At 32.2% G+C, this 21,490-nt stretch carries 15 protein-coding genes and 1 pseudogene; 12 read left to right on the forward strand and 4 right to left on the reverse strand.

The features are described from left to right. Nucleotides 1–580 precede the first annotated feature (580 nt). Nucleotides 581–1,165: pseudogene (locus DNU06_RS12595) on the reverse strand (type I glyceraldehyde-3-phosphate dehydrogenase); the annotation flags it as partial. A gap of 326 nt (nt 1,166–1,491) precedes the next feature. After that, nucleotides 1,492–2,538: a CNNM domain-containing protein gene (locus DNU06_RS12600; protein WP_111063757.1), complete on the reverse strand. Its 1,047-nt coding sequence runs from the start codon at nt 2,536–2,538 to the stop codon at nt 1,492–1,494. 368 nt (nt 2,539–2,906) lie between these two features. Between DNU06_RS12600 and DNU06_RS12605 the strand changes: the two genes are divergently transcribed. From DNU06_RS12605 to DNU06_RS12615, 3 genes are all read left to right on the forward strand, one after another. Then, nucleotides 2,907–3,968 carry a 3-oxoacyl-ACP synthase III family protein gene (locus DNU06_RS12605; RefSeq protein ID WP_111063758.1) on the forward strand — a complete coding sequence of 354 codons (1,062 nt, stop codon included), beginning with the start codon at nt 2,907–2,909 and terminating at the stop codon, nt 3,966–3,968. Between the two features lie 304 nt (nt 3,969–4,272). Then, nucleotides 4,273–7,131: a sensor histidine kinase gene (locus DNU06_RS12610; RefSeq protein ID WP_111063760.1), complete on the forward strand. Its 2,859-nt coding sequence runs from the start codon at nt 4,273–4,275 to the stop codon at nt 7,129–7,131. Beyond that, nucleotides 7,128–7,823 carry a LytR/AlgR family response regulator transcription factor gene (locus DNU06_RS12615; protein ID WP_111063762.1) on the forward strand — a complete coding sequence of 232 codons (696 nt, stop codon included), beginning with the start codon at nt 7,128–7,130 and terminating at the stop codon, nt 7,821–7,823. The genes DNU06_RS12610 and DNU06_RS12615 overlap by 4 nt, the downstream gene beginning before the upstream one ends. Nucleotides 7,824–7,988: 165 nt before the next feature. Here DNU06_RS12615 and DNU06_RS12620 read toward each other — a convergent pair whose 3' ends face one another. Then, the gene (locus DNU06_RS12620; protein WP_111063764.1) at nt 7,989–9,890 is read right to left on the reverse strand and encodes an amidophosphoribosyltransferase; all 1,902 of its coding nucleotides are present in this window, start codon (nt 9,888–9,890) and stop codon (nt 7,989–7,991) included. Nucleotides 9,891–10,064: 174 nt separating this feature from the next. Here DNU06_RS12620 and rplM point away from each other — a divergent pair, with 174 nt between their 5' ends. From rplM to rlmB, 7 genes are all read left to right on the forward strand, one after another. After that, entirely contained in the window at nt 10,065–10,529 is a 465-nt protein-coding gene (gene rplM / locus DNU06_RS12625; protein WP_111063766.1) for a 50S ribosomal protein L13, read from the forward strand. A 1-nt stretch (nt 10,530) separates the two neighbouring features. Next, nucleotides 10,531–10,917: a 30S ribosomal protein S9 gene (gene rpsI, locus DNU06_RS12630; protein WP_111063768.1), complete on the forward strand. Its 387-nt coding sequence runs from the start codon at nt 10,531–10,533 to the stop codon at nt 10,915–10,917. Nucleotides 10,918–11,059: 142 nt separating this feature from the next. After that, complete coding sequence (rpsB, locus tag DNU06_RS12635; RefSeq protein WP_111063770.1) at nt 11,060–11,839, forward strand: 30S ribosomal protein S2; 780 nt, start codon at nt 11,060–11,062, stop codon at nt 11,837–11,839. 20 nt (nt 11,840–11,859) lie between these two features. Next, the gene (gene tsf / locus DNU06_RS12640) at nt 11,860–12,690 is read left to right on the forward strand and encodes a translation elongation factor Ts (protein WP_111063772.1); all 831 of its coding nucleotides are present in this window, start codon (nt 11,860–11,862) and stop codon (nt 12,688–12,690) included. Nucleotides 12,691–12,747: 57 nt separating this feature from the next. Further along, nucleotides 12,748–13,455: a UMP kinase gene (pyrH, locus tag DNU06_RS12645; RefSeq protein ID WP_111063774.1), complete on the forward strand. Its 708-nt coding sequence runs from the start codon at nt 12,748–12,750 to the stop codon at nt 13,453–13,455. Nucleotides 13,456–13,472: 17 nt separating this feature from the next. Beyond that, complete coding sequence (gene frr / locus DNU06_RS12650) at nt 13,473–14,036, forward strand: ribosome recycling factor (RefSeq protein WP_111063776.1); 564 nt, start codon at nt 13,473–13,475, stop codon at nt 14,034–14,036. Nucleotides 14,037–14,104: 68 nt separating this feature from the next. Then, nucleotides 14,105–14,875: a 23S rRNA (guanosine(2251)-2'-O)-methyltransferase RlmB gene (rlmB, locus tag DNU06_RS12655; RefSeq protein WP_111063778.1), complete on the forward strand. Its 771-nt coding sequence runs from the start codon at nt 14,105–14,107 to the stop codon at nt 14,873–14,875. A gap of 90 nt (nt 14,876–14,965) precedes the next feature. On the opposite strand, the gene DNU06_RS12660 is transcribed toward rlmB, so the two are convergent. Next, nucleotides 14,966–15,811 (reverse strand): T9SS type A sorting domain-containing protein, encoded by an 846-nt coding sequence (locus DNU06_RS12660; protein ID WP_111063780.1) that lies wholly within the window; start codon nt 15,809–15,811, stop codon nt 14,966–14,968. Nucleotides 15,812–15,904: 93 nt separating this feature from the next. Between DNU06_RS12660 and DNU06_RS12665 the strand changes: the two genes are divergently transcribed. Continuing rightward, entirely contained in the window at nt 15,905–17,794 is a 1,890-nt protein-coding gene (locus DNU06_RS12665; RefSeq protein WP_111063781.1) for a glycosyltransferase family 39 protein, read from the forward strand. Nucleotides 17,795–17,878: 84 nt separating this feature from the next. Further along, entirely contained in the window at nt 17,879–21,484 is a 3,606-nt protein-coding gene (locus DNU06_RS12670; protein WP_111063783.1) for a TraB/GumN family protein, read from the forward strand. Nucleotides 21,485–21,490: the final 6 nt, after the last annotated feature.

The following is a 21,490-nucleotide window of genomic DNA, read 5'->3' on the forward strand; positions in this document are numbered from 1 at the left end:
TTTGAGTTGATGCGTAGGATGAAAAAAGCAAGAATTAGGGTTCCTGAGCTTGCCGAAGGATCCCCGCTACTTAAAAAGCATTTATCGAAAGGTAGATGCTTTTTTTTTGATAAACTTTTTTTTTAGAAACAGGACGAGAACCTATGGTTGAAAAAATGAATTGTTTTGAGTTTATGCGTCGGATGAAAAAAGCAAGAATTAGGGTTCCTGAGCTTGCCGAAGGATCCCCGCTACTTAAAAAGCATTTATCGAAAGGTAGATGCTTTTTTTTGTGATAAACATTATTTTTTGGAGACAGGACGAGAACCTATGGTTGAAAAAATGAATTGTTTTGAGTTGATGCGTAGGATGAAAAAAGCAAGAATTAGGGTTCCTGAGCTTGCCGAAGGATCCCCGCTACTTAAAAAGCATTTATCGAAAGGTAAAACTAAATGTATAAAGTTGTTATTTTAAAATAAAAAAGCCCTTCAATTCGAAGGACTTTTCATTGGAACATCATCCATTATTATTTTTCTAAACATAATTTAATGACAGCGACGATAGTTTCCATTTCAAAATTTATAATTTATAATTTATTTTATCATAATGAATTAATATGAGTTGCTAAGTCAATTAACTTATTAGAGTAACCTACTTCATTATCGTACCAAGCTATCAATTTGAAAAAAGTCGAATTTAATTCAATACCTGCACCAGCATCAAAAATACAAGTATGCTTATCTCCCACAAAATCTTGAGAAACAACCTCATCTTCAGTATAAGAAAGCACCCTCTTTAACTCTTCGTTTGCACTGGACTTGAATATTTTCTTTATCTCATCATAACTCGTTGACATATTCAACTTTACAGTTAAATCAACTACTGAGACATTTGTTGTTGGCACACTAAAAGCCATTCCTGTTAATTTGCCAGTCAAGCTTGGAATTACTTTTCCAACTGCTTTTGCGGCACCAGTCGTAGAAGGAATTACATTGTTCATGGCAGATCTACCCAATCGATAATTATTCTTTGCTGGAGTATCGACGGTAAATTGTGTAGACGTCGTGGCGTGAATCGTTGTCATTAAAGCTTCTTTAATTCCAAAATTATCATTTAATACTTTTGCAAGCGGTGCTAAACAATTAGTTATGCATGAAGCATTTGATACAATTTGATCTTCTTTTTTTGCCCTTCCCGACCATAATATATCTTTTATTGACATACCTATACATAACCAAAATGATAATTCATTATTCGTAACGGGTAATTTTCACAAATTAAAACATAAGATAGTCTGAATACACAAAATTTTCCCTATTCAATTGCTTAAACTAAAACGCAATATAGTTAAGAAGTCCTACTAGGAAATGTAAAATATAAGAGCATAAGGGACAACTACAAAATGCAAATTATTTGTATTTGAGAAACTATAAAAATTTTTATTAAATTTTATTATTACTGTTTAGTGATTTACATGTACTATTTACTTTAAACAACTACAAAACTTAAATTTTAATCTTCCTTATTCTTTTTCACCAGACTTTGCATATCTACTATTTTATCAGTTTCATCTATTATTTCGTACCCTAAAATAGTTTCCAGTAAGTCTTCCATAGTAAGCACGCCGGTAATACTACCATAGGTATCTTCCACAACAAACATATGGGCCGTTTTATCGTAATTACTTTTAAAAAAATCCGCCAAAAACATATCTTCGCTCACACTAGAAAGTGGTCGAACCAATGCTTTTACTTTCATCTCTCCCTTTTTCTGTACGAGCTCCCAAAGCACTTCACTTTTAAGTACCATCCCTATAATCTTCTCTTTATTGTTATCGAAAATTGGAATTCTTGAAAATTGCTTAAAACGTTCGTCTTGTCTTAACTCGTCTAACGTTTCATCCTCCAAGGCAGTATACAATACAGAGCGAGGTGTCATAATATCATGAATGGTTGTATTGGGTAAATTCAACACGTTTTGAATCACATTGGTTTCAGAATTACTCAATTGCCCTCCTTCATTTGTCGCTAAAGTAAACGCCATCAAATCTGCACGACTCAAAACACTTTTATTTTTATCATTTTTAAGCTTTTTGGTTATTAATTGACTCATCCAAACCAAAGGCATCAAAAGTTTCATTAATACTTTTAGTAAATTAACCGTTGCAGGAGCTAATTTCTCCCAATAATTTGCCCCCAATGTTTTTGGAATAATTTCACTTAAAACTAAAATAGCGAGCGTCATGACTGTTGCCACAATGGACTCAGCAGATATAGATAAGGAAAAAAGCTTAAGTTCAGTACTACCAAAAACAACTGCAGCTTGAGCACCGACACCAATAGCCCCTACCGTATGCGCAATTGTGTTTAAAGTTAAAATCGCAGATAAAGGTTTGTCAATATCTTCTTTAAATAAGTTTAAGTCATTATACAGAGGAATATTTGCATCTTTCTGTTTCCTTATATAAGAAGGCGTAATACTCAAAAGTACCGCCTCAAGAATAGAACATAAAAATGAAATACCGATACTTAACGCTAAAAATAAAAATAACATTCCCATAATTAATCTTTTCTTTGTGGATACAACTGTATTATACAGTCATAAAGATATAAATATTCCGTTCTTGTCTTAATTTTCTAATCAAAAAAGCTATCAAAATACAATTTCTCTAATATCTGTGACCTAAAATTGAGATAACCAATAGAAAATTAAAAACTTTAAAAAATATTATGAAACAATAATACAAACCATAAATAGACAAAAAAATAACCATTATTTATCCACCTGTTTTAAAACAAACGGACTAGTGAATAAAAACGACTTTTTATCAAAAATCTGACAAAAATCATTTGTTTTTATTTACCGTATTTACTTTTATAGGATTAAATTAGATACTTCAAATCCTTTGAAAACTATTTAAATCGACTATGCAAAATATTATCACAGGCACGGGTAGTTATATCCCCACTTTAATTAAAAGAAATAAAGACTTTCTTGAATATGAATTCTATACGGAAAAGCAACAAAAACTTCCCAATTCAAATGAAATTATTATCAAAAAATTTAAAGCCATTACTGGCATTGAAGAAAGAAGGTATGTTGAAAAGGATTTAAAGAATAGTGATATCGCAACTTTTGCGGCACAAAAGGCTATAGAAAAAGCAAATATTAATCCAGAAGAACTTGATTATATCATTTTAGCTCAAAATTTTGGAGATGTGAGACATGGTTTTACGCAATGTGACATGCTTCCGAGTATTGCGGCCAGGGTAAAACATAACTTAAAAATAAAAAACAACAATTGTGTAGCTTATGATGTTGTATTTGGCTGTCCCGGATGGATCCAAGGAGTTATTCAAGCGGATGCATTTATTAAAGCAGGCTTAGCTAAAAAATGTCTAATTATTGGCGCAGAAACACTCTCCAGAGTTGTCGATCCTTTTGATAGAGACTCTATGATTTATTCGGATGGTGCAGGAGCTTGTATATTGGAAGCTAATGAAGGCCAAGAAAGAGGCATTATCAGTTTTGCTAGTCAAAGTTTCACATTAGAAGAAGCTTACTTTCTTTTTTATGGCAGTTCTTACAACCCAAATGAAACACAAACTACCAATTATATTAAAATGCATGGTAGAAAAATTTATGAATTTGCCTTAACTAACGTTCCAATAGCAATGAAAACTGCGTTAGATAAAAGTACAATTAATATAAGCCAGATAAAAAAAATACTTATTCATCAAGCTAACGAAAAAATGGACGAGGCCATTATCCAACGGTTTTATGAACTTTATAATATGGAAGCACCGGAAGGAATAATGCCTATGAGCATACACAAACTAGGTAATAGCTCTGTAGCCACAGTACCAACCCTTTTTGATTTAATTTTAAACGATAAAATTGAAAACCATAAAATTAATGCGGGAGATTATATTTTATTGGCTTCGGTTGGTGCCGGAATGAATATCAATGCCATTGTTTACCAGTATTAATTTCAAAATATTAAAGCCAAATTCAATAGTAGTATTAAACTAGCAGGAATTAGTAAGCAAAAACATGGATTTTAATACCTGTAAAATGGATTTATGGCGGCTATAAAGTCTCGTAAAAAAACAGAACAAAAACGAATTTATCAAACTATAAACAAACTCAAAACAATTAACTTAACAAAGGAAATATAACTTTATAGAAGTATAAAAAGTGGGTTTAAAAATCCATTTTTTATACTTAATTTTGACACTACATAAACTGTTTCCATTGCATTACTTCAAAAGCCTACTTCTATATTTATTCATTTTGCCTGCATTTTTCTGCTATGGACAATCTGCCATCTATAAAAAATTCGGTATTAATGAAGGATTACCTAGTTCCGAAACATACGACCTATATCAAGACTCTTTAGGCTATATATGGATTACAACCGACAGAGGACTTAGCCGATTTGACGGAGAAACCTTTACCAATTACAACGTATCAGAAGGACTACCAAACGAAGTTGTATTTCATTTTTTTGAAGAATCAAACCATAAATTATGGTTTAGTGCAAAAAATAAAAAGCTCTATTATTTTGATCCGTTAAAGTACCCAATTAAATTTAAAGCTTTCGAATTCAATCACCTTCTAGATAGTTTTTACATACAATCACCGCTTGCTGGGCATATCAAAAGATTTAAACAAGTTGGCGATACTTTCTACATTTCCTATCCCAACATCCCTGGCTACTTGGCACTGAAAACAAACAATTCCTTCCATTTTTATCATGATAAATTCAAAAATAAAGAAACGAATAACCTACCCAATACAGAAATTCATATTGACCCCAATTTTTCATTTACAAAACTTAATTTATCGACCATTAAAAATGATTCTATACTCGTTTACAACCACAGCGACCATAAAACATACCGTACTATTCATCAAATTAAAACACCATTAGATATTGAAAAAATCGAATTAATAAAATGTAATTATTCTCCTAATGAAACCGTCTTAATTTTACATAAAGAATTAATTATTCTAAAAGCTGGTAAATTAATAGTGAAAAAATTAAATGGCAGCGGTAATGATATTAAAAGACTAAGTAATCACCACTTATTGGTCGCTACCGACCTTGGCTTATTAGAATATGATGCAGATTATAATTTGATACATCACTTTTTCCCACAACAATTTATCACCTCAGTCCTGATCGACCAAAACCAAGGGATTTGGGCCACCTCCATACAAAATGGCATTTACCACATTCAAAACACAAACATTTTAGAATTGACCGTAGATGGTCGTAAATTTCCAGGTCGTAAACTAACTTTTAATGGGGACTATTTATTTATCATAAATGGAAAATTTAACACCTCCATTTTTAAAAACAATCAACTATTACACCAAACCAACAAAACTTATTTTACAAAAAGAAATGATTTTATAGCTGGAAACGATAAAAAACTAAATGCGATACTTGGCCCAAACTTCCCCTTCTATATTAACACCAATAACGAATCTTTAAACTCATATTATGTTGGAACCTCCAAGGATAAATATTTTGTGAGTGCCAGTGGAAAATATTTAGGCGTTAAAACGAATACACAAAAGGTTCATTTTGAATTTATCTCCGCATTAGAAATATATGAAATTGTTGCGCTTAATGATTCCATTATCTATCTAGCAACTGATAATGGTTTTTACACTTATAATTACAATAGAAAAACTATTCTCGAGAAATCAGCAAATGCAGACTCCTTTTTCCATAAACCACAAAGAATTATTCGCACTTTTAATGACTATTATATTGCTGGAAGTGAAAGTAATGGATTAGCCATTTTTAACGATAGTGTTTTCTTCAAAATTAACATGCAAGACGGACTTCTAGATAACCACCCAACAGGTATAGCCCTTATCAATGACTCGGTATTTTGGATGAGCTCCTATAGTGGACTAAACAAAGTAACTTGCAGATTCAAAACCAATACATTTAACATACAATCATTTACGCAGTCTAATACTGGCTTCTTGAGCAATGAAATCACAGACATCAAACTCAACAAGGACACCTTATGGGCAACGACAAAGACAGGTACATTTTGTTTTCAAAAAGACATCAAAGTAAAACAAAACAAAACGTATTTCAACATAGATTCGATTAGTATTGAAAATACCAAAATCTTACCACAAGAAGCTATTTATGCAGAAGTTAACGAAGTAATTAGTATTTATTATCAATTTATTGATTACAGAATCGGTAAAAAACAAGACATTGAATACCGTCTTTCCAATAAAGAAAAAACCCCTTGGAAAAAAGTAAATGCGAATCAATTATTCCTACAAAGCAATAAATACGGAAAATATCACCTACAAATTCGTACTAAAAATGACCAGCGTATAATATATGAGCATGTTGTTTTCATCATGAAACCCTTTTGGGTAAAATGGGATTTTATCCTTTTAGCAATTATTCTTTTGTGTCTTGTTTTGTATATGATCATTCAAGTATTTGTATTTATCAATGATAAAAAAAGACAAAGGGAAATTGATAAAATAAAATTAGAAATCAAAGCTATAAATGCGCAAATGAATCCGCATTTTACATTTAACACCATCAACTCCATACAACACTACCTCATTCAAAACGATATAGTTGGAGGTATTAATTACTTAAACGACTATGCGAAAATTGTTAGAAAATCATTGGAATTTTCTAGAAGAGAAATCATTTCACTGCAAGAAGAAATTGATTTTTTATTTTTATACGCTAATCTAGAAAAGAAAAGATTTGAAAAAAACTTCAATTTCAAATTTGTATCTAAAATTAATTTAGAACCCAGCGCCATTTTCATCCCTTCCTTACTGCTGCAACCTATTATTGAAAACGCAATTATTCACGGCATAAACGCTATAGAGTACAAGGGAGAACTCGTTATTGGCATCCATGAAGAAAAAAAATGCTATCTTATTGAAATCATTGATAATGGTCTAGGATTCGACCATACAAACGTAATGCATAGCACCAACTCATATGGCTTAAAAATAGTGAATGAACGGTTAAACATATACAACGAAGGATTAAAGATAAAACAACCCATTACCTTTGAATTCAAAGATCCAATTAATCAGACAGGAACCAAAGTAAGTATAAGAATTAACAAGCATATTAAAAAATGAAAGTGATACTAATTGATGATGAAAAAAAAGCGAGAGAGGTATTGAGTTATCACATTCGTGAATTTACCGAAAACACTGAAATTGTAGGTAGTTTTTCAAACATCAATGATGCCAGTGCTGCAATTTCCAGTATCGATTACGACCTCATTTTTTTAGACATAAGTATGCCTGGTGGAAATGGATTCGACTTTATCGAAAGAAACAATTTAATAGACAAGCTTATTGTTTTTGTCACCGCGCACGAAAAATACGCCATTGATGCTTTTAAAGTAAATGCTTTTGACTACCTGCTTAAACCAATAGATATAAACGAACTAAAAAGGATTTCAACCAAAGCGCAAGAGTACCTTAAATCTGACCATTTGACAAAAAGGAGATTGATACAATTCAAAGCTGGCTATCAAAATGTAATCCTTAATGAAGACGATATCTTGTACATCTCATCTCAGGGTAACTACTCTACAGTTTACACCGTGAATAATGAGTCATTTATGATCTCCAAAAATCTAAAAAAAATAGCCGAACTGTACTTTTCATCCGCTAATTTTATTCGAATCCATCAATCACATATTATTAATTTGAACAACGTCGTAGAATTCAATAAAAATTGCATTTTAATGACCGACAAAAAAGAAATTCCATTATCAAAACAAGGTCATAAAAAAATAATGGAAAGACAAAAACAGGGCTAAAATGTCCAAATTTTAATTATTTCAAGGCAAACTTTAATTATTTTCTAAAATCTGGAATTCTACTTTTATATTTGAAACAGAATTAATAACTATTTAATTTTAATCGTAAAAAAAATGGTAGGTCGTCATAACGCCTACCATTTTTTATTTAAACTACTTTTATACTTAATAAGCACGTTCGTTACTTCCTTCTATATAATTAATAAAGGCTTTGTTTACTACTTTATTCCCTCCTGGGGTTGGATAATTACCTGTAAAATACCAATCTCCTGTATGATTTGGACAAGCAATTTTCAAATTCTCTACAGACTGGAAAATAATTTTAACATCCGATTTATTATCTTCTGGCTTCAATAATTCAGCCACCTTATTAGATATCTCTTCGTCCGTGTATATGGCATATAATTCTTTAACATAATTCTTAATTTGCTCTTTAGGCAAACCTTCCTGCTCCTTACACTTCTTGTACACTTCGTCAATCACGTTTTGTTTACCTTGCTCTTTTAACAACTCTATTGTTGCTGTAAAAGCGATAAAATCTCCCATTTTTGCCATATCAATACCATAACAATCAGGAAATCTGATTTGAGGTGCACTCGACAAGACTACAATTTGTTTAGGATTTAAACGATCTAGAATTCTAAGAATACTTTTTTTCAAGGTTGTCCCTCTAACAATAGAATCATCAATGACTACTAGGTTATCTTTATTTTCATTTACAGTACCGTAAGTAATATCATAAACATGTTCCACTAAGTCATCCCTACCATCATCTTGCGTAATGAAAGTTCTTAATTTAGTATCTTTAATTGCAATTTTTTCAATTCGTGTTCTTCTCGAAAGAATAGACTTTAATTCTTCATCACTTAAATTACCACCTTTTTCCTTTAACAAGTCAAATTTGACTTCATTTTGATAATCTTCCAAACCTTTAATCAGTCCATAAAAAGACGTTTCTGCAGAATTGGGTATAAAAGAAAACACGGAATTATCTACATCATTATCAATATGCTTCAATAATTGGGGCAGCATCAATCTTCCTAATTCTTTTCGCTCTTTATAAATATCTTTATCTCCTGGTCGTGAAAAATAAATTCTTTCAAAAGAACATTGTGTTACTTTAGTGGAAGGATTAATTTCCACTTCTTTTACGTCACCTGATTTTTTAATAATTAAAGCATGCCCTGGCTTTACTTCTTTAATATCCTCAATTGAAACATTAAAAGCAGTTTGAATAACAGGTCTCTCTGAAGTAACCACACAAACTTCATCATCTTCATACCAAAAAGCTGGTCGAATACCATTAGGATCACGCAATACAAAAGCGTCTCCATGACCTATCATTCCAGCCATTACATAACCACCATCCCAATCTCCAGAAGAACGTTTTAATATATCTTCAATATTAATTTGATCTGCTATGGTATTATATACATCACGATTCGAGTAACCAAGTGGTTTAAACTTTTCGTATAAACTGGTATTTTCTTCATCCAAAAAATGTCCGATTTTTTCTAAAACCGTTACTGTATCGGATTTTTCTTTAGGATGCTGACCAATTTTGAGTAACATATTAAATAGTTCGTCATTATTGGTCAAGTTAAAGTTACCCGCCACCAACAAAGATCGGGTCATCCAATTACTTTGTCTTAAAAAGGGATGACAACTTTCAATACTGTTTCTACCATAAGTACCATATCTTAAATGTCCCAAGAAAACCTCTCCCGTAAAACCTGCATTACTCTTCAAGTAATCCAAATCTTTCAATAAAGCTGGATTTTCTTTCTCAATCTCTTCAAATCGTGCGTTGACGTTTTGAAATATTTCTTGAATTGGTTTCTGACCATTGGAACGAACCCTACTAATATAGCGTTCACCTGGTTCCATATCTAACTTAATATTTGCCAATCCAGCACCATCTTGTCCCCTATTATGCTGTTTTTCCATAAGGAGATACATTTTATTTAGACCATAAAATGCCGTTCCGTATTTTTTTAAGTAAAAATCTAATGGTTTTTTTAACCTTAAAAGGGCTATACCACATTCGTGTTTTAAAGGATCACTCATATTGCTGTGTAGCTATAAATATATATATTTACAAAATTACAAAAAGCATTTGTAGGCGACCTAAAAAAATAAGAAAATAATTTTTTTTCAATATTCTTTGTTAATAAATATGAAGTTCGTACATTTGCACCCCCATTTTGGGATAATTATATATTAACTAAAAAGATTAATATTGTGGATACATTAAGCTACAAAACGATATCAGGTAATAAGGAGACTGCGAATAAGCAGTGGTTATTAGTTGATGCAGAAGGACAAACACTTGGTAGATTAGCAAGTAAAGTAGCATTTATGATTAGAGGTAAACATAAAACGAATTTTACCCCTCATGCTGACTGTGGAGATAACGTAATTGTTATTAATGCAGAAAAGATTTCTTTAACAGGAAATAAATGGGAGGATAAAACTTATATTCGTCACACTGGTTACCCAGGCGGTCAGAGAATGCTAAGTGCAAAAGAATTAATGGCAAAAAGACCAATTAGAATGGTTGAAATGGCTGTTAAGGGAATGCTTCCTAAAAACAAATTAGGAAATGCAATTTACAAAAATCTAAAAGTGTACGCTGGGACAGAGCACAATCATGACGCTCAAACACCAGAAAAAATCAATTTGGATTCAATTTTAAACAAACAGTAAGATGAGTGTAATTAATACATTAGGTAGAAGAAAAACATCTGTTGCTAGAGTTTATCTTTCAGAAGGATCTGGGAAAATCACAGTTAACAAAAAAGACTTGAATGTTTATTTCAAAACACCAATGCTTTTAGAAAAAGTGAACCAACCATTTAACATTACCGACAATGTTGGTAAGTATGATGTAACGGTAAACGTTGACGGTGGTGGAACAAATGGTCAAGCCGAAGCAATTAGATTGGGTATTTCAAAGGCATTAGTAGAAATTGATGCTGAGTACAAACCTGCTTTAAAAGCGGAAGGTTTAATGACTAGAGACCCAAGAATGGTTGAGAGAAAAAAACCTGGACAGAAAAAAGCGAGAAAGAAATTTCAATTTTCGAAACGTTAATATTCTATCTAAGAAAGTTGGTTTAGTATCTAAGTTAATGAGACTACAATTTTATTGTACTACTCATTAATTGGTTTTCACCAATAAGCGCAACGAGCGTTGAAAAATTAAAAAGAAAGTAAACAATTAAAAAAATTACAAAATGGCAAGAGCAACATTTGATGAGCTTTTAGACGCCGGAGTTCACTTCGGACATTTAAAGAGAAAATGGAATCCATATATGGCTCCATATATTTTTGCAGAAAAGAGAGGTATCCACATTATCGATCTAAATAAAACAGTTGCACAATTAGATATCGCCTGTGCTGCATTGAAACAAATTGCAAAATCAGGTAAAAAAATCTTATTTGTAGCGACAAAAAAACAAGCAAAAGAGATTGTAGAAGAAAGAATTAAACCTACCAAAATGCCTTTCGTAGTTGAAAGATGGTCAGGTGGTATGTTAACAAACTTTGGTACAGTTAGAAAAGCAATCCGTAAAATGACATCTATTGATAAAATGGGTGAAGACGGAACTTTAAAAACTTTGTCAAAAAGAGAACGTTTACAGTTATCTAGAACGAGAGCGAAATTAGATAAGAATTACGGTACTATAGCTGACATGACAAGAATGCCTTCAGCAGTATTCGTAGTAGATGTATTAAAAGAACAAATTGCAGTAAGAGAAGCTAACAAATTAAGCATCCCTACTTTTGCAATGGTTGATACAAATTCTGACCCTAGAAATATCGACTTCGTAATTCCAGCAAATGATGATGCTACAAAATCTATTGCCAAAATAATGGACATAGTAACAGGTGCTATCATGGAAGGTTTAGCTGAAAGAAAAGACGCTAAAGAAAAAACGAAGGAATTAAAAGAATCCAAAGAAACGAAAGAAGCAACTGAAGCTCCTAAGGCTGAAGCTGATGCTGAAAAATAATTTTTAAAAAGAGTGTACAAATGAAAATAACTGCGTCTCAAGTAAACGAATTAAGACAAAAAACTGGTGCTGGCATGATGGATTGCAAGAAAGCATTGGTTGAAGCGGAAGGTGAAATGGATGCTGCTATTACAATCCTTAGAAAAAAAGGACAAAAAGTAGCGGCTAAGAGAGGGGAAAACGAAACTTCAGAAGGTTTAGTAATCGCGAAAACTTACAACAATGACCAAACTGGTGTTGTTTTATCTTTAAGCTGTGAAACAGATTTCGTAGCAAAAAATTCAGATTTTTACACATTTGTTGAAAGCTTAGTAGATATTGCTGCTAAAAATAATGCTGCTACAGTTGAAGCTTTAAACAATACGCCTTATAACGATACACAATCAGTTGCTGAAAAGATTATAGAGCAAGTTGGTGTAGTTGGTGAAAAATTAGTTTTATCTAATTATGCATTGTTAAGCGGAGAAGCAGTGGTAGCTTATAATCACCCAGGTAACCAAGTGGCTACTATGGTGACATTGACAAAATCTACGGAAGAAGCAAAAGATGCTGGTAAACAAGTTGCAATGCAAGTTGCTGCCATGACACCAATTGCTTTGAATAAAGATGGTATTGATGAGGCTACTATTCAAAATGAAATTGAAATCGGTAAAGAATTAGCAATCAAAGAAGGGAAACCTGCTGAAATGGCTGAAAAAATTGCAATGGGTAGATTAAACAAATTCTTTAAAGAGAATACGTTGCTATCGCAAGACTTTATTAGAGACAATAAAAAATCAGTAGAGCAATTCTTAAAGGATACGGACAAGGACTTAACCATAACCGACTTTAAAAGATTCGCTTTAAAATAATTTAAAAAAAAGAGAAATTAAAATTTCTCTTTTTTTTTGTTTTAATTTTAAGAATACATGAAATATAAAAGAGTTTTACTAAAACTAAGTGGTGAAGCCCTTATGGGCGATAAACTTTTCGGAATTGATAATAACAGAATTGCTGAATATGCAGCTGAAATAAAAAAACTTTATCAAAACGTTGAATTGGCTATTGTAATTGGTGGAGGAAATATATTTAGAGGAGTTCAAGCTGAAAAAGGCGGTATGGATCGTACCCAAGGAGATTATATGGGGATGTTAGCTACTATGATAAATAGTATGGCTTTACAAGCTGCCTTAGAAAAAGAAGACATTAAAACAAGATTGGTTTCCGCAATAGAAATGCGTGAGATAGCAGAACCATTTATTAAAAGACGTGCCGTTCGACACTTGGAAAAAGGTAGAGTCGTTATCTTTGGAGCTGGAACTGGTAATCCATATTTTACCACAGATTCTGCTGCTGCGCTGCGCGCAATAGAAATGCAAGCTGATGTTATACTTAAAGGAACTAGAGTGGACGGTATTTATACTGCCGATCCAGAAAAAGATCCAGATGCAACAAAATACGATACCATTACTTTTGACGAAGCATACAATAAAGGTTTAAGTATTATGGACATGACTGCATTTACCCTGTGTAAAGAAAATGATGTACCTATTATTGTTTTCAACATGAATACCAAAGGCAATCTTGAAAAGGTTGTAAATGGTGAAAAAATTGGTACTTTAGTAGCTAATAAATAATATTTAAATCATTCAAAATGGAAGAAGAAATTGATTTTATTTTCGATTCATTAAATGAAGCCAACAATGGTGCCATTGAACACTTATCCGAATCGCTAGTAAAAATTAGAGCTGGTAAAGCATCACCAAGTATGGTTAATGGCGTTAGTGTTGATTACTACGGCTCCATGACACCTCTAAGTCAAGTAGCTAATGTAAGTACATTAGATGCTAGAACGATTAGTGTTCAACCATGGGAAAAAGCTATGTTGGATGAAATTTCAAGAGGAATAACCAACGCCAATTTGGGACTTAACCCACAGAATAATGGTGAATTAATCATTATTAATGTACCAATGTTAACCGAAGAAAGAAGAAAAGATTTAGCAAAAAAAGCAAAATCTGAAGGGGAACATGCAAAAATTAGCTTAAGAAACAATCGTAAAGATGCGATTGATGAAATAAAAAAACTTAAAGAAAATGGCTTGTCCGAAGATGCTCAAAAAGGGTTAGAAGAAGACGTCCAAAATATAACCAGTTCATTTACCACAAAAATTGATGAACTCACTGCAAAAAAAGAAGCAGATATTTTAACCATTTAATAAAACTAACAGTCGAAAAAAAATCTGTCGATTCAAAGACAGATTTTTTTTTCTAAAATAATTAAATCATGGGTGATAATTTTTATAACAAGCAATCTGACAACTTAGAAAACGATATCGTTTTTGGCGTAAGAGCAGTAATTGAAGCTGTTCGAGCAGGGAAAGAAATTAATAAAATTATGATTCAAAGGGGGATGCAAAAAACCCTTTTTAAGGAATTAAAAGAAGAATTGGCAGATAAAAAGTATAACTTACAATTTGTTCCTATTCAAAAATTAAATCGCTTAACCCGTAAAAACCACCAAGGTGTTATTGCATTCATTGCCCCAATTCAATACCAAGATATTGAAGCAATCACTACCCGTATATTTGAAGAAGGTGGCGTCCCAAATTTCTTGATTTTAGATAGTATCACAGATGTTAGAAACTTTGGTGCTATTGCAAGAACTGCAGAATGTACAGGTATTGATGCTATTGTAATTGTAGAAAAAGGAGGTGTATTGGTGACTTCTGACTCTATTAAAACATCTGCAGGTGCTTTAATGCGTATTCCTGTCTGTGTTGCAAAAGATTTATCTGCTGTTGTCTCCTCTTTAAAGAGTAGCGGTGTACAAGTAGTTGCTTGTACCGAAAAAACACAAACTTTTATTCAAGATGTAGAACTTGATTTACCCACTGCTATTATCATGGGGTCTGAAGAGGATGGTATTTCTAATGAATTACTTGCTGCTGCATCTTACAAAGCTAAAATACCAATGCAAGGTGATATTGCCTCACTAAACGTTGCTGTAGCTGCTGGAATGATTATGTATGAATCCTTAAGACAAAGATTAGGGTAATCTACCCTATTCTTAAAAATTCAATTTTTAAAATATTAAACAAAAAAAAAGACAGTGTTTCCACTGTCTTTTTTTTATGCTTTTAAAGAATTAGTTTTTCATAAACTGTTTTCTCACTGTACCATTTTCTGTATTCAATTCAACAATGTATGAACCAGAAGCTAATTCAGAAACATCTACTTGATTAGAAGTATTTGCTAATGTACTTACCAATTGTCCGCTTACATTATAAATATTTACTGTATTTACAGTTGCCATATCTACATTTCCTAATGTTAAAACATCCAATGCTGGATTAGGATATACCGTTAAAGCAGCTAATTCACTGTTATCAACACTAGCGAAATCTCCACTACCACCAATTTTGAATGAAAGAGATTCCCATGCCAAACCTAAACTAGTTAATGGTGTCCAAGAAGTTGCTCCAGCATCAAAAAAGTTCAAAGGATCAATTAACAAAGCACCTGCACCATTTCCTGTAGTCGCTAAACCACTCCAATTCCATCTAGATAATGAAGGCGTTGCTCCAACTACAGACAACCAATATGTTCCACCTGATAAATCCAAAGTTGAATTTAATACAATGTTTACTGCAGTATCACTTACAGGGGATGGGATAGGAGTAATTGTATGCTCTTCTGAATAAAGTGCTGTTGCCGCTGGCACACCATTTGCATCTGCAAATATTTCAACTTTCATACTAGTCATATCCACATCAGCATTATTTCTAAAACCTCTAACAGTAATATTAGTTACATGCCATACATCATTTGCACCAACCGTAAAATCATCTGCACTGGATACCGTTGTATCTGCAAGATCCGTGTATTTGTTACTCACAATACCACTTCCGTTGTTACCATTAGTTTGATTGTACAAATCTTGCGCAAATACAGACGTAGAACCCAAGATTGCAAAAAGTAAAATTTTCTTCATAATAATTATTTTTTAGTTTAGACTAAATTAGAAAAAATTATGCATACTCACTTATATTAACAGAATAAATATTTAAAAAGTTATCTTTATCCAATGAAAAGGAACCAATATATACTAATAATTATCATCCTTATTGGTTTAGGGTTGAGACTTAGTGTATCCTACACACACACATATACCAATGATGAATTAAGTGCTATAAAAAGACTTAGCTATAACACTTTTAGTGATCTAATCACAAAGGGGGTAAAGATTGGTGACATGCATCCCGCAGGTGTTCAATTATTCATGAAAATTTGGAGTGAAATCGTTGGTACATCTTCTTTTTTAATGCGTTTACCTTTTGTATTATTTGGTACAGCCGCAATTTGGCTTGTTTACTTAATTGGCAATATTTTTTCGAAAAAAACTGGATTATTGGCTGCTGGTATTTGGTCTTTTCTCCTTTTCCCTATTTTACAATCGGAACTAGCAAGACCGTATGCTCCGGGGTTATTTTTCACCTTACTCACTGGATTATTTTTAATCCGCCTATTATTTCTACAGAAAAACAAAAAGCAACTATTTAAAACTAGTTTATTTATTGGGCTGAGTATGGCTGCGGCCATGTATACCCATTACTTTGCCTTTTTAATGGTCGGTTTTATGGGATTAAGCAGTCTCCTTTTCATCAAACAATACAACTTAAAATACTTGATCTTTGCTGGTCTATCCGCCATTATATTATATGTTCCGCATGTATCTATTACGCTATACCAAACAGGTATTGAAGGAGGTATTCAATGGCTAGCTAAACCACATGCATTGTGGCTATTCGATTTTCTATATTTTGCTTTTAACGAATCTCTTCTACTAATAACTATTCTTCTTATCCCATTTCTTATCGGTGTTTTTAAACCGTCTATACCTGCATTAAAAAAACAAACCTTATTGCTCTTTATCTGGTTTTTTGGAATCTTTCTGGTGGGCTATATTTTATCTTATGTACAAACACCGATTTTAAAGTTTCCTGTCATGTTATTTTCATTTCCCTTTTTTGTGATTCTAATTTCTTATTACATTCAAAAAGTAAGTCCAAAGGAAGATAATTTATTACCAATATTTATCAGTATACTAGTATTGCTATCTACCATTATCCAAACAAAACCTTGGAGTAAATACCATGCTGAAGTATTACAAGAGCTACATCAAACTGCTTTTCAATGGCAAGAAGATATTTCTCCCAAAAACTTAAGCATTGCTATGAATGTAAATGACCCATTCTATATCAATTTTTTTGGTCAAGTCAAAAACCAAACTCTTGAATTCATTATTGATGAACTTAATTATGAAGATGAATTAAAATGGAAAACCACATTAGACACGCTGTCTACCGACTATCTAATTTTCGGTTATGCTGCAAGAACGACTCCTGTCTATTTTTTTAGTATTGCCAATCATTATTATCCTTATGTCAAAAAGTATAAAAAATATAATAATAGTGGGGTGTATTTACTATCTAAAAAAGCAAGGGACCAGGCAGTCGTTTTAAACAAAAAAATCATTGCTGACTTTCCTGTCAATACCAAAAACTGGATTTTCAAACCTACCGCTTTAAATCAACTCCATTATCGAGTAGATTCCACAGAAATGTACAGTCCACAAATATTACTGAATGTCACCCAAGAAATGGCTGCAAATAAAGTATATCTTTCTTTTGATATAAATAGTGTTAATATAGACTCGGCAGCACAATTTACCTTAGTAATAGCACCTGAAAATAATTCCCTGCAACCCATACTAGATGCCAATGGAAACCCCATTTGGATTGGCTTAAATTTAGAAACAGCTTTAATCGAAAATCAACATGCTTATTTTTCAATAAATTGTCCGACCCAGGTGAAACAAAACGACAAGTTAAAAATATATATATGGAATAGAAACCAAGCTAATATGACCATTGCCTCCATCAAAATTGAAGCAATTGAAAATATTTGGAACTAATTAACAATATTTTAAAATGAATAAAATATTCTTCTTTATATTATTACTACCTTTTTCAATTCATATTTTTTTGACAACACACCCATGAAATACTTACTCCTTTTTCTCCTCTGCCTCTCCTATTCTGTTTCCGCTCAGGTAAACCAAAAAAGTTTACTTTGGAAAATTACTAGTCCAGAAAGTGAAAAAACTTCCTATCTATATGGTACAATGCATATCAGTGGTAGATTAGCTTATCACCTAGGAGAAGAATTTTTTAATGCAATTGAATCGGTAGATGCCGTTGCCTTAGAGTCTAATCCTATTATATGGTTAGACGAAATTTTTAACTCAAAATATGCCAACGATTATTTGGGGAAATTTGGATTTCAAAGCCAAACATATAAAGGTTTTTACCAAGACGCCTTTAAATTAGAACGTCCTACCAATAAATTACTGAAACAATATATTGCCAGTGACCATTACTTGAGTAATTGGATGCTTTACCGTGAAAATAAAAGTCAACTTGATTTTGAAGAAGAAACATTTTTGGATCTATTTATATACCAAACGGGTAAAAAGCAGCAAAAAAACGTCTACAGTCTAGAGGATTTTAAAGCGACTACCAACTTAAGCAAGATGGGAAATTTACCAGACCCAAATAAAAAAGAAAATAAAGCTTGGTTTGAAAAATTAACCAAGGACAAAAATGCTAGAGATTTAATAGAAGATGCCTACAGAAATAAAGACGTCATGTTGCTAGACTCATTACATGGTCAAATAAATACCGATAACTTTTTAAAGTACATGCTTGATGTCCGCAATGATTTAATGGCAGCAAAAATAGATTCATTTATTCGTAAAAAAGATATCAGTCTATTTGTAGGTATTGGTGCAGCACACTTAGCCGGAGAAAAAGGGGTCATCCAATTTTTAAGAAACAAAGGCTACACCATAGAACCAATGACAACAACCATTACCGATAAAGCCAAGTCGATTAAAACGGTGTACGACCAAATGACGACTAAACTCGACTTTAATAATACCTATCAGTCCGATTTATTTTCGGTTAAAATACCTGGTAAAATGTATGAAACACCCCCAGAGACAAACAACCAACGCCAATTTTTCTCTCCAGAACTTACAAATGGCACTTATTTTTCTATCAAACAAATAAGCACTTATGGTCTTTTAAAAGGAAAAAGCGCAAAAAATTATGAAACCAAAATAGATAGTTTACTCTTTGAAAGTATTCCTGGGAAAATTATATCCCGTAAAAAAATTCAAAAAAACGATTTTAATGGCGTAGATATCCTTAATAAGACAGCCAATGGAAATTATCAACGGTACCAAATTTATTATACGCCCATTCACGTTTTTATTTTCAAAATGGGAGGAAAAAACGAACTAGTAAAAAACCAAAGTGATGCATTTTTCAACGCCATTCAATTAAAAGAAATAAAAACAGATTGGACAACAACAAGAAGTTTAAATAATGATTTTTCTACGGCCACTCCTTCTTATTATCACTTCAAAAATAACGATCGTATTACCTCACTCTATAATCACCCAGAACTGGAGGCTTTTGACCCAAAAACTAAATCTTATTATTTATTAAAAAGAGCTAGTCTACATGATTTTGGGTTTATTGAAACGGATGTCTATGAACTGCAGAGACTTACAGCTAAATTTTTAAAATCCAATGAAATAGATACCTTTTCCATTTCTTACCTCCAAAACTCTACCTACCCCTCCTCTATTACAAAAGCAAATAATGCCAATGGAGATTTTATCACACTGAAAATAATTATTAAAGGGCCATATTATTATTTACTAATGCGTACCACCCCCACAGAAACACCAATAGACTCATTCTTTACTGCGTTTAAATTTAACCAATTAGAGTACCAGTACCCATTTGAAAAATATGACGACTCTACCCTATTGTTCTCTGTAAAATCTAATTTTCTATACCCTTCTGCATTCAACGACCTTTATTCAAAGGCATATGCTATCAAGAATAAAAACCTTAAAAAGAATAAAACAGATAATAGTTATAAAAGTAACACCGAATCAAGAATATATTACTCAGAAAACTACGAAAGAGTTTATGTAGAAGCTTTTAAATATCATGACTATGCCCATTTCGATAAAATTGACTCCTTATGGGCGGAAGAAAAAAATTATTATACAAAGACTAAAAAATTGGTTATCCAACAAGAAGCATCAAGTAAAGATAACCAACAATATTACATGCAATTATCGCTTACAGATACTAATAGTAGCAGAATGATTTGGGTGAAAGAAATCTTACACCATGGAACATTATACACTTTAAAAGCTAATTTAGACACCCTTTCCACTCCCTCACCATTCATTCAAAATTTCTTTGATTCATTTAAACCCTTTGACACCTTAATTGGTGAGTCTGTCTTGGAAAACAAAGCCGATTTATTCTTTAAAAACATCCATAGCAAAGACAGCCTTGTTAAAGCGCAAGCCATTACTTCTGTAAAGGATTATATAACTTTTGAGGATAAAGATTTTCAAGCGCTAAAGGAAGTAATAAGTAATTATCTATTTTCAGAAAAACAAATGGATTATAAAAAACAATTAATTGAGGAAATAGGAAAATTAAAAAACCCCTTAATTTACGATTACTTGGTCTCCATTTATGAAAAATATGAAGATACGGCCAGTTACCAGTTGGCAATTTTACGTGGACTTACGAGCCAAAATACGAAGAAAGGAAATGATTTATTTTTAAAACTTTTAGAAAAAGACACGCCATTATCCAACAACAACTATGAGATTTACTCCATCATTTTTCCATTATTTGATTCGTTAAGTTTGGCCAGTAATCTTTATCCTGAATTACTGAATTATAGTTTTATCAAACAATACAAAACCCCAATCTACATGCTACTTTCTAGCTTAGTTACCGCTAAAAAAATTAAACCTAAAAAGTATAAACAAAATTACAAACAACTGGTAAGGGAGGCAAAAATTGAATTAAAAGAACAAATTAGTTATGAGCAATACGAACAAGGTAAAAAGCCTTCGGGCTACGGTTATGAATCTTATAAAAACCAAGGAAATGATTTACTCTCTAATTACATAACCTTATTGAAACCGTTTGAAAAAAAATCAGATGTTGCTTATTTCTTTCATAAATTAAGTCTAGTTCAAGACTATATCGTTCAAACAAATATTGTCCTTAATCAAATACAAGTAAAAGAACCGGTAAGCGATTCGGTATTGACATATTTGGCCGCAGATTTAATCAACCGTGAATACCTATATGGCCAATTAAAAGGCATGGATAAATTAACATATTTCCCAAAAAAATACAACCACCAAAATGCCCTTGTCGAATCCATTTTATACCAGGATAATTTCAACCAAGAAACGGATAGCATGATTTTTATAGAAAGAAAATGGCTTGAAATGCAAAACGATACTGGATATGTTTATTTTTACAAGAGTAAAAGGAAAAATGAAGACAATTGGGTACTAGACTATATTGGATTACAACCATTAAATGAAAACGAAATAAACTTAGATCCCCGTTTTATCACAGACGGGATAAAAATTGAAAAATATAAGGACCTTGAGGAAATAATTAAAGAAGAAGTAGCGTCTATTTTATTAGAAGGTCATAAAAGAGCTAAAAAAGAAACAACAGGATACGATTTAGATTGGTATTTTTAGTCCATA

Origin of the sequence: Putridiphycobacter roseus (assembly GCF_003234935.1) — a bacterium.
GTDB lineage: Bacteria > Bacteroidota > Bacteroidia > Flavobacteriales_D > Crocinitomicaceae > Putridiphycobacter > Putridiphycobacter roseus.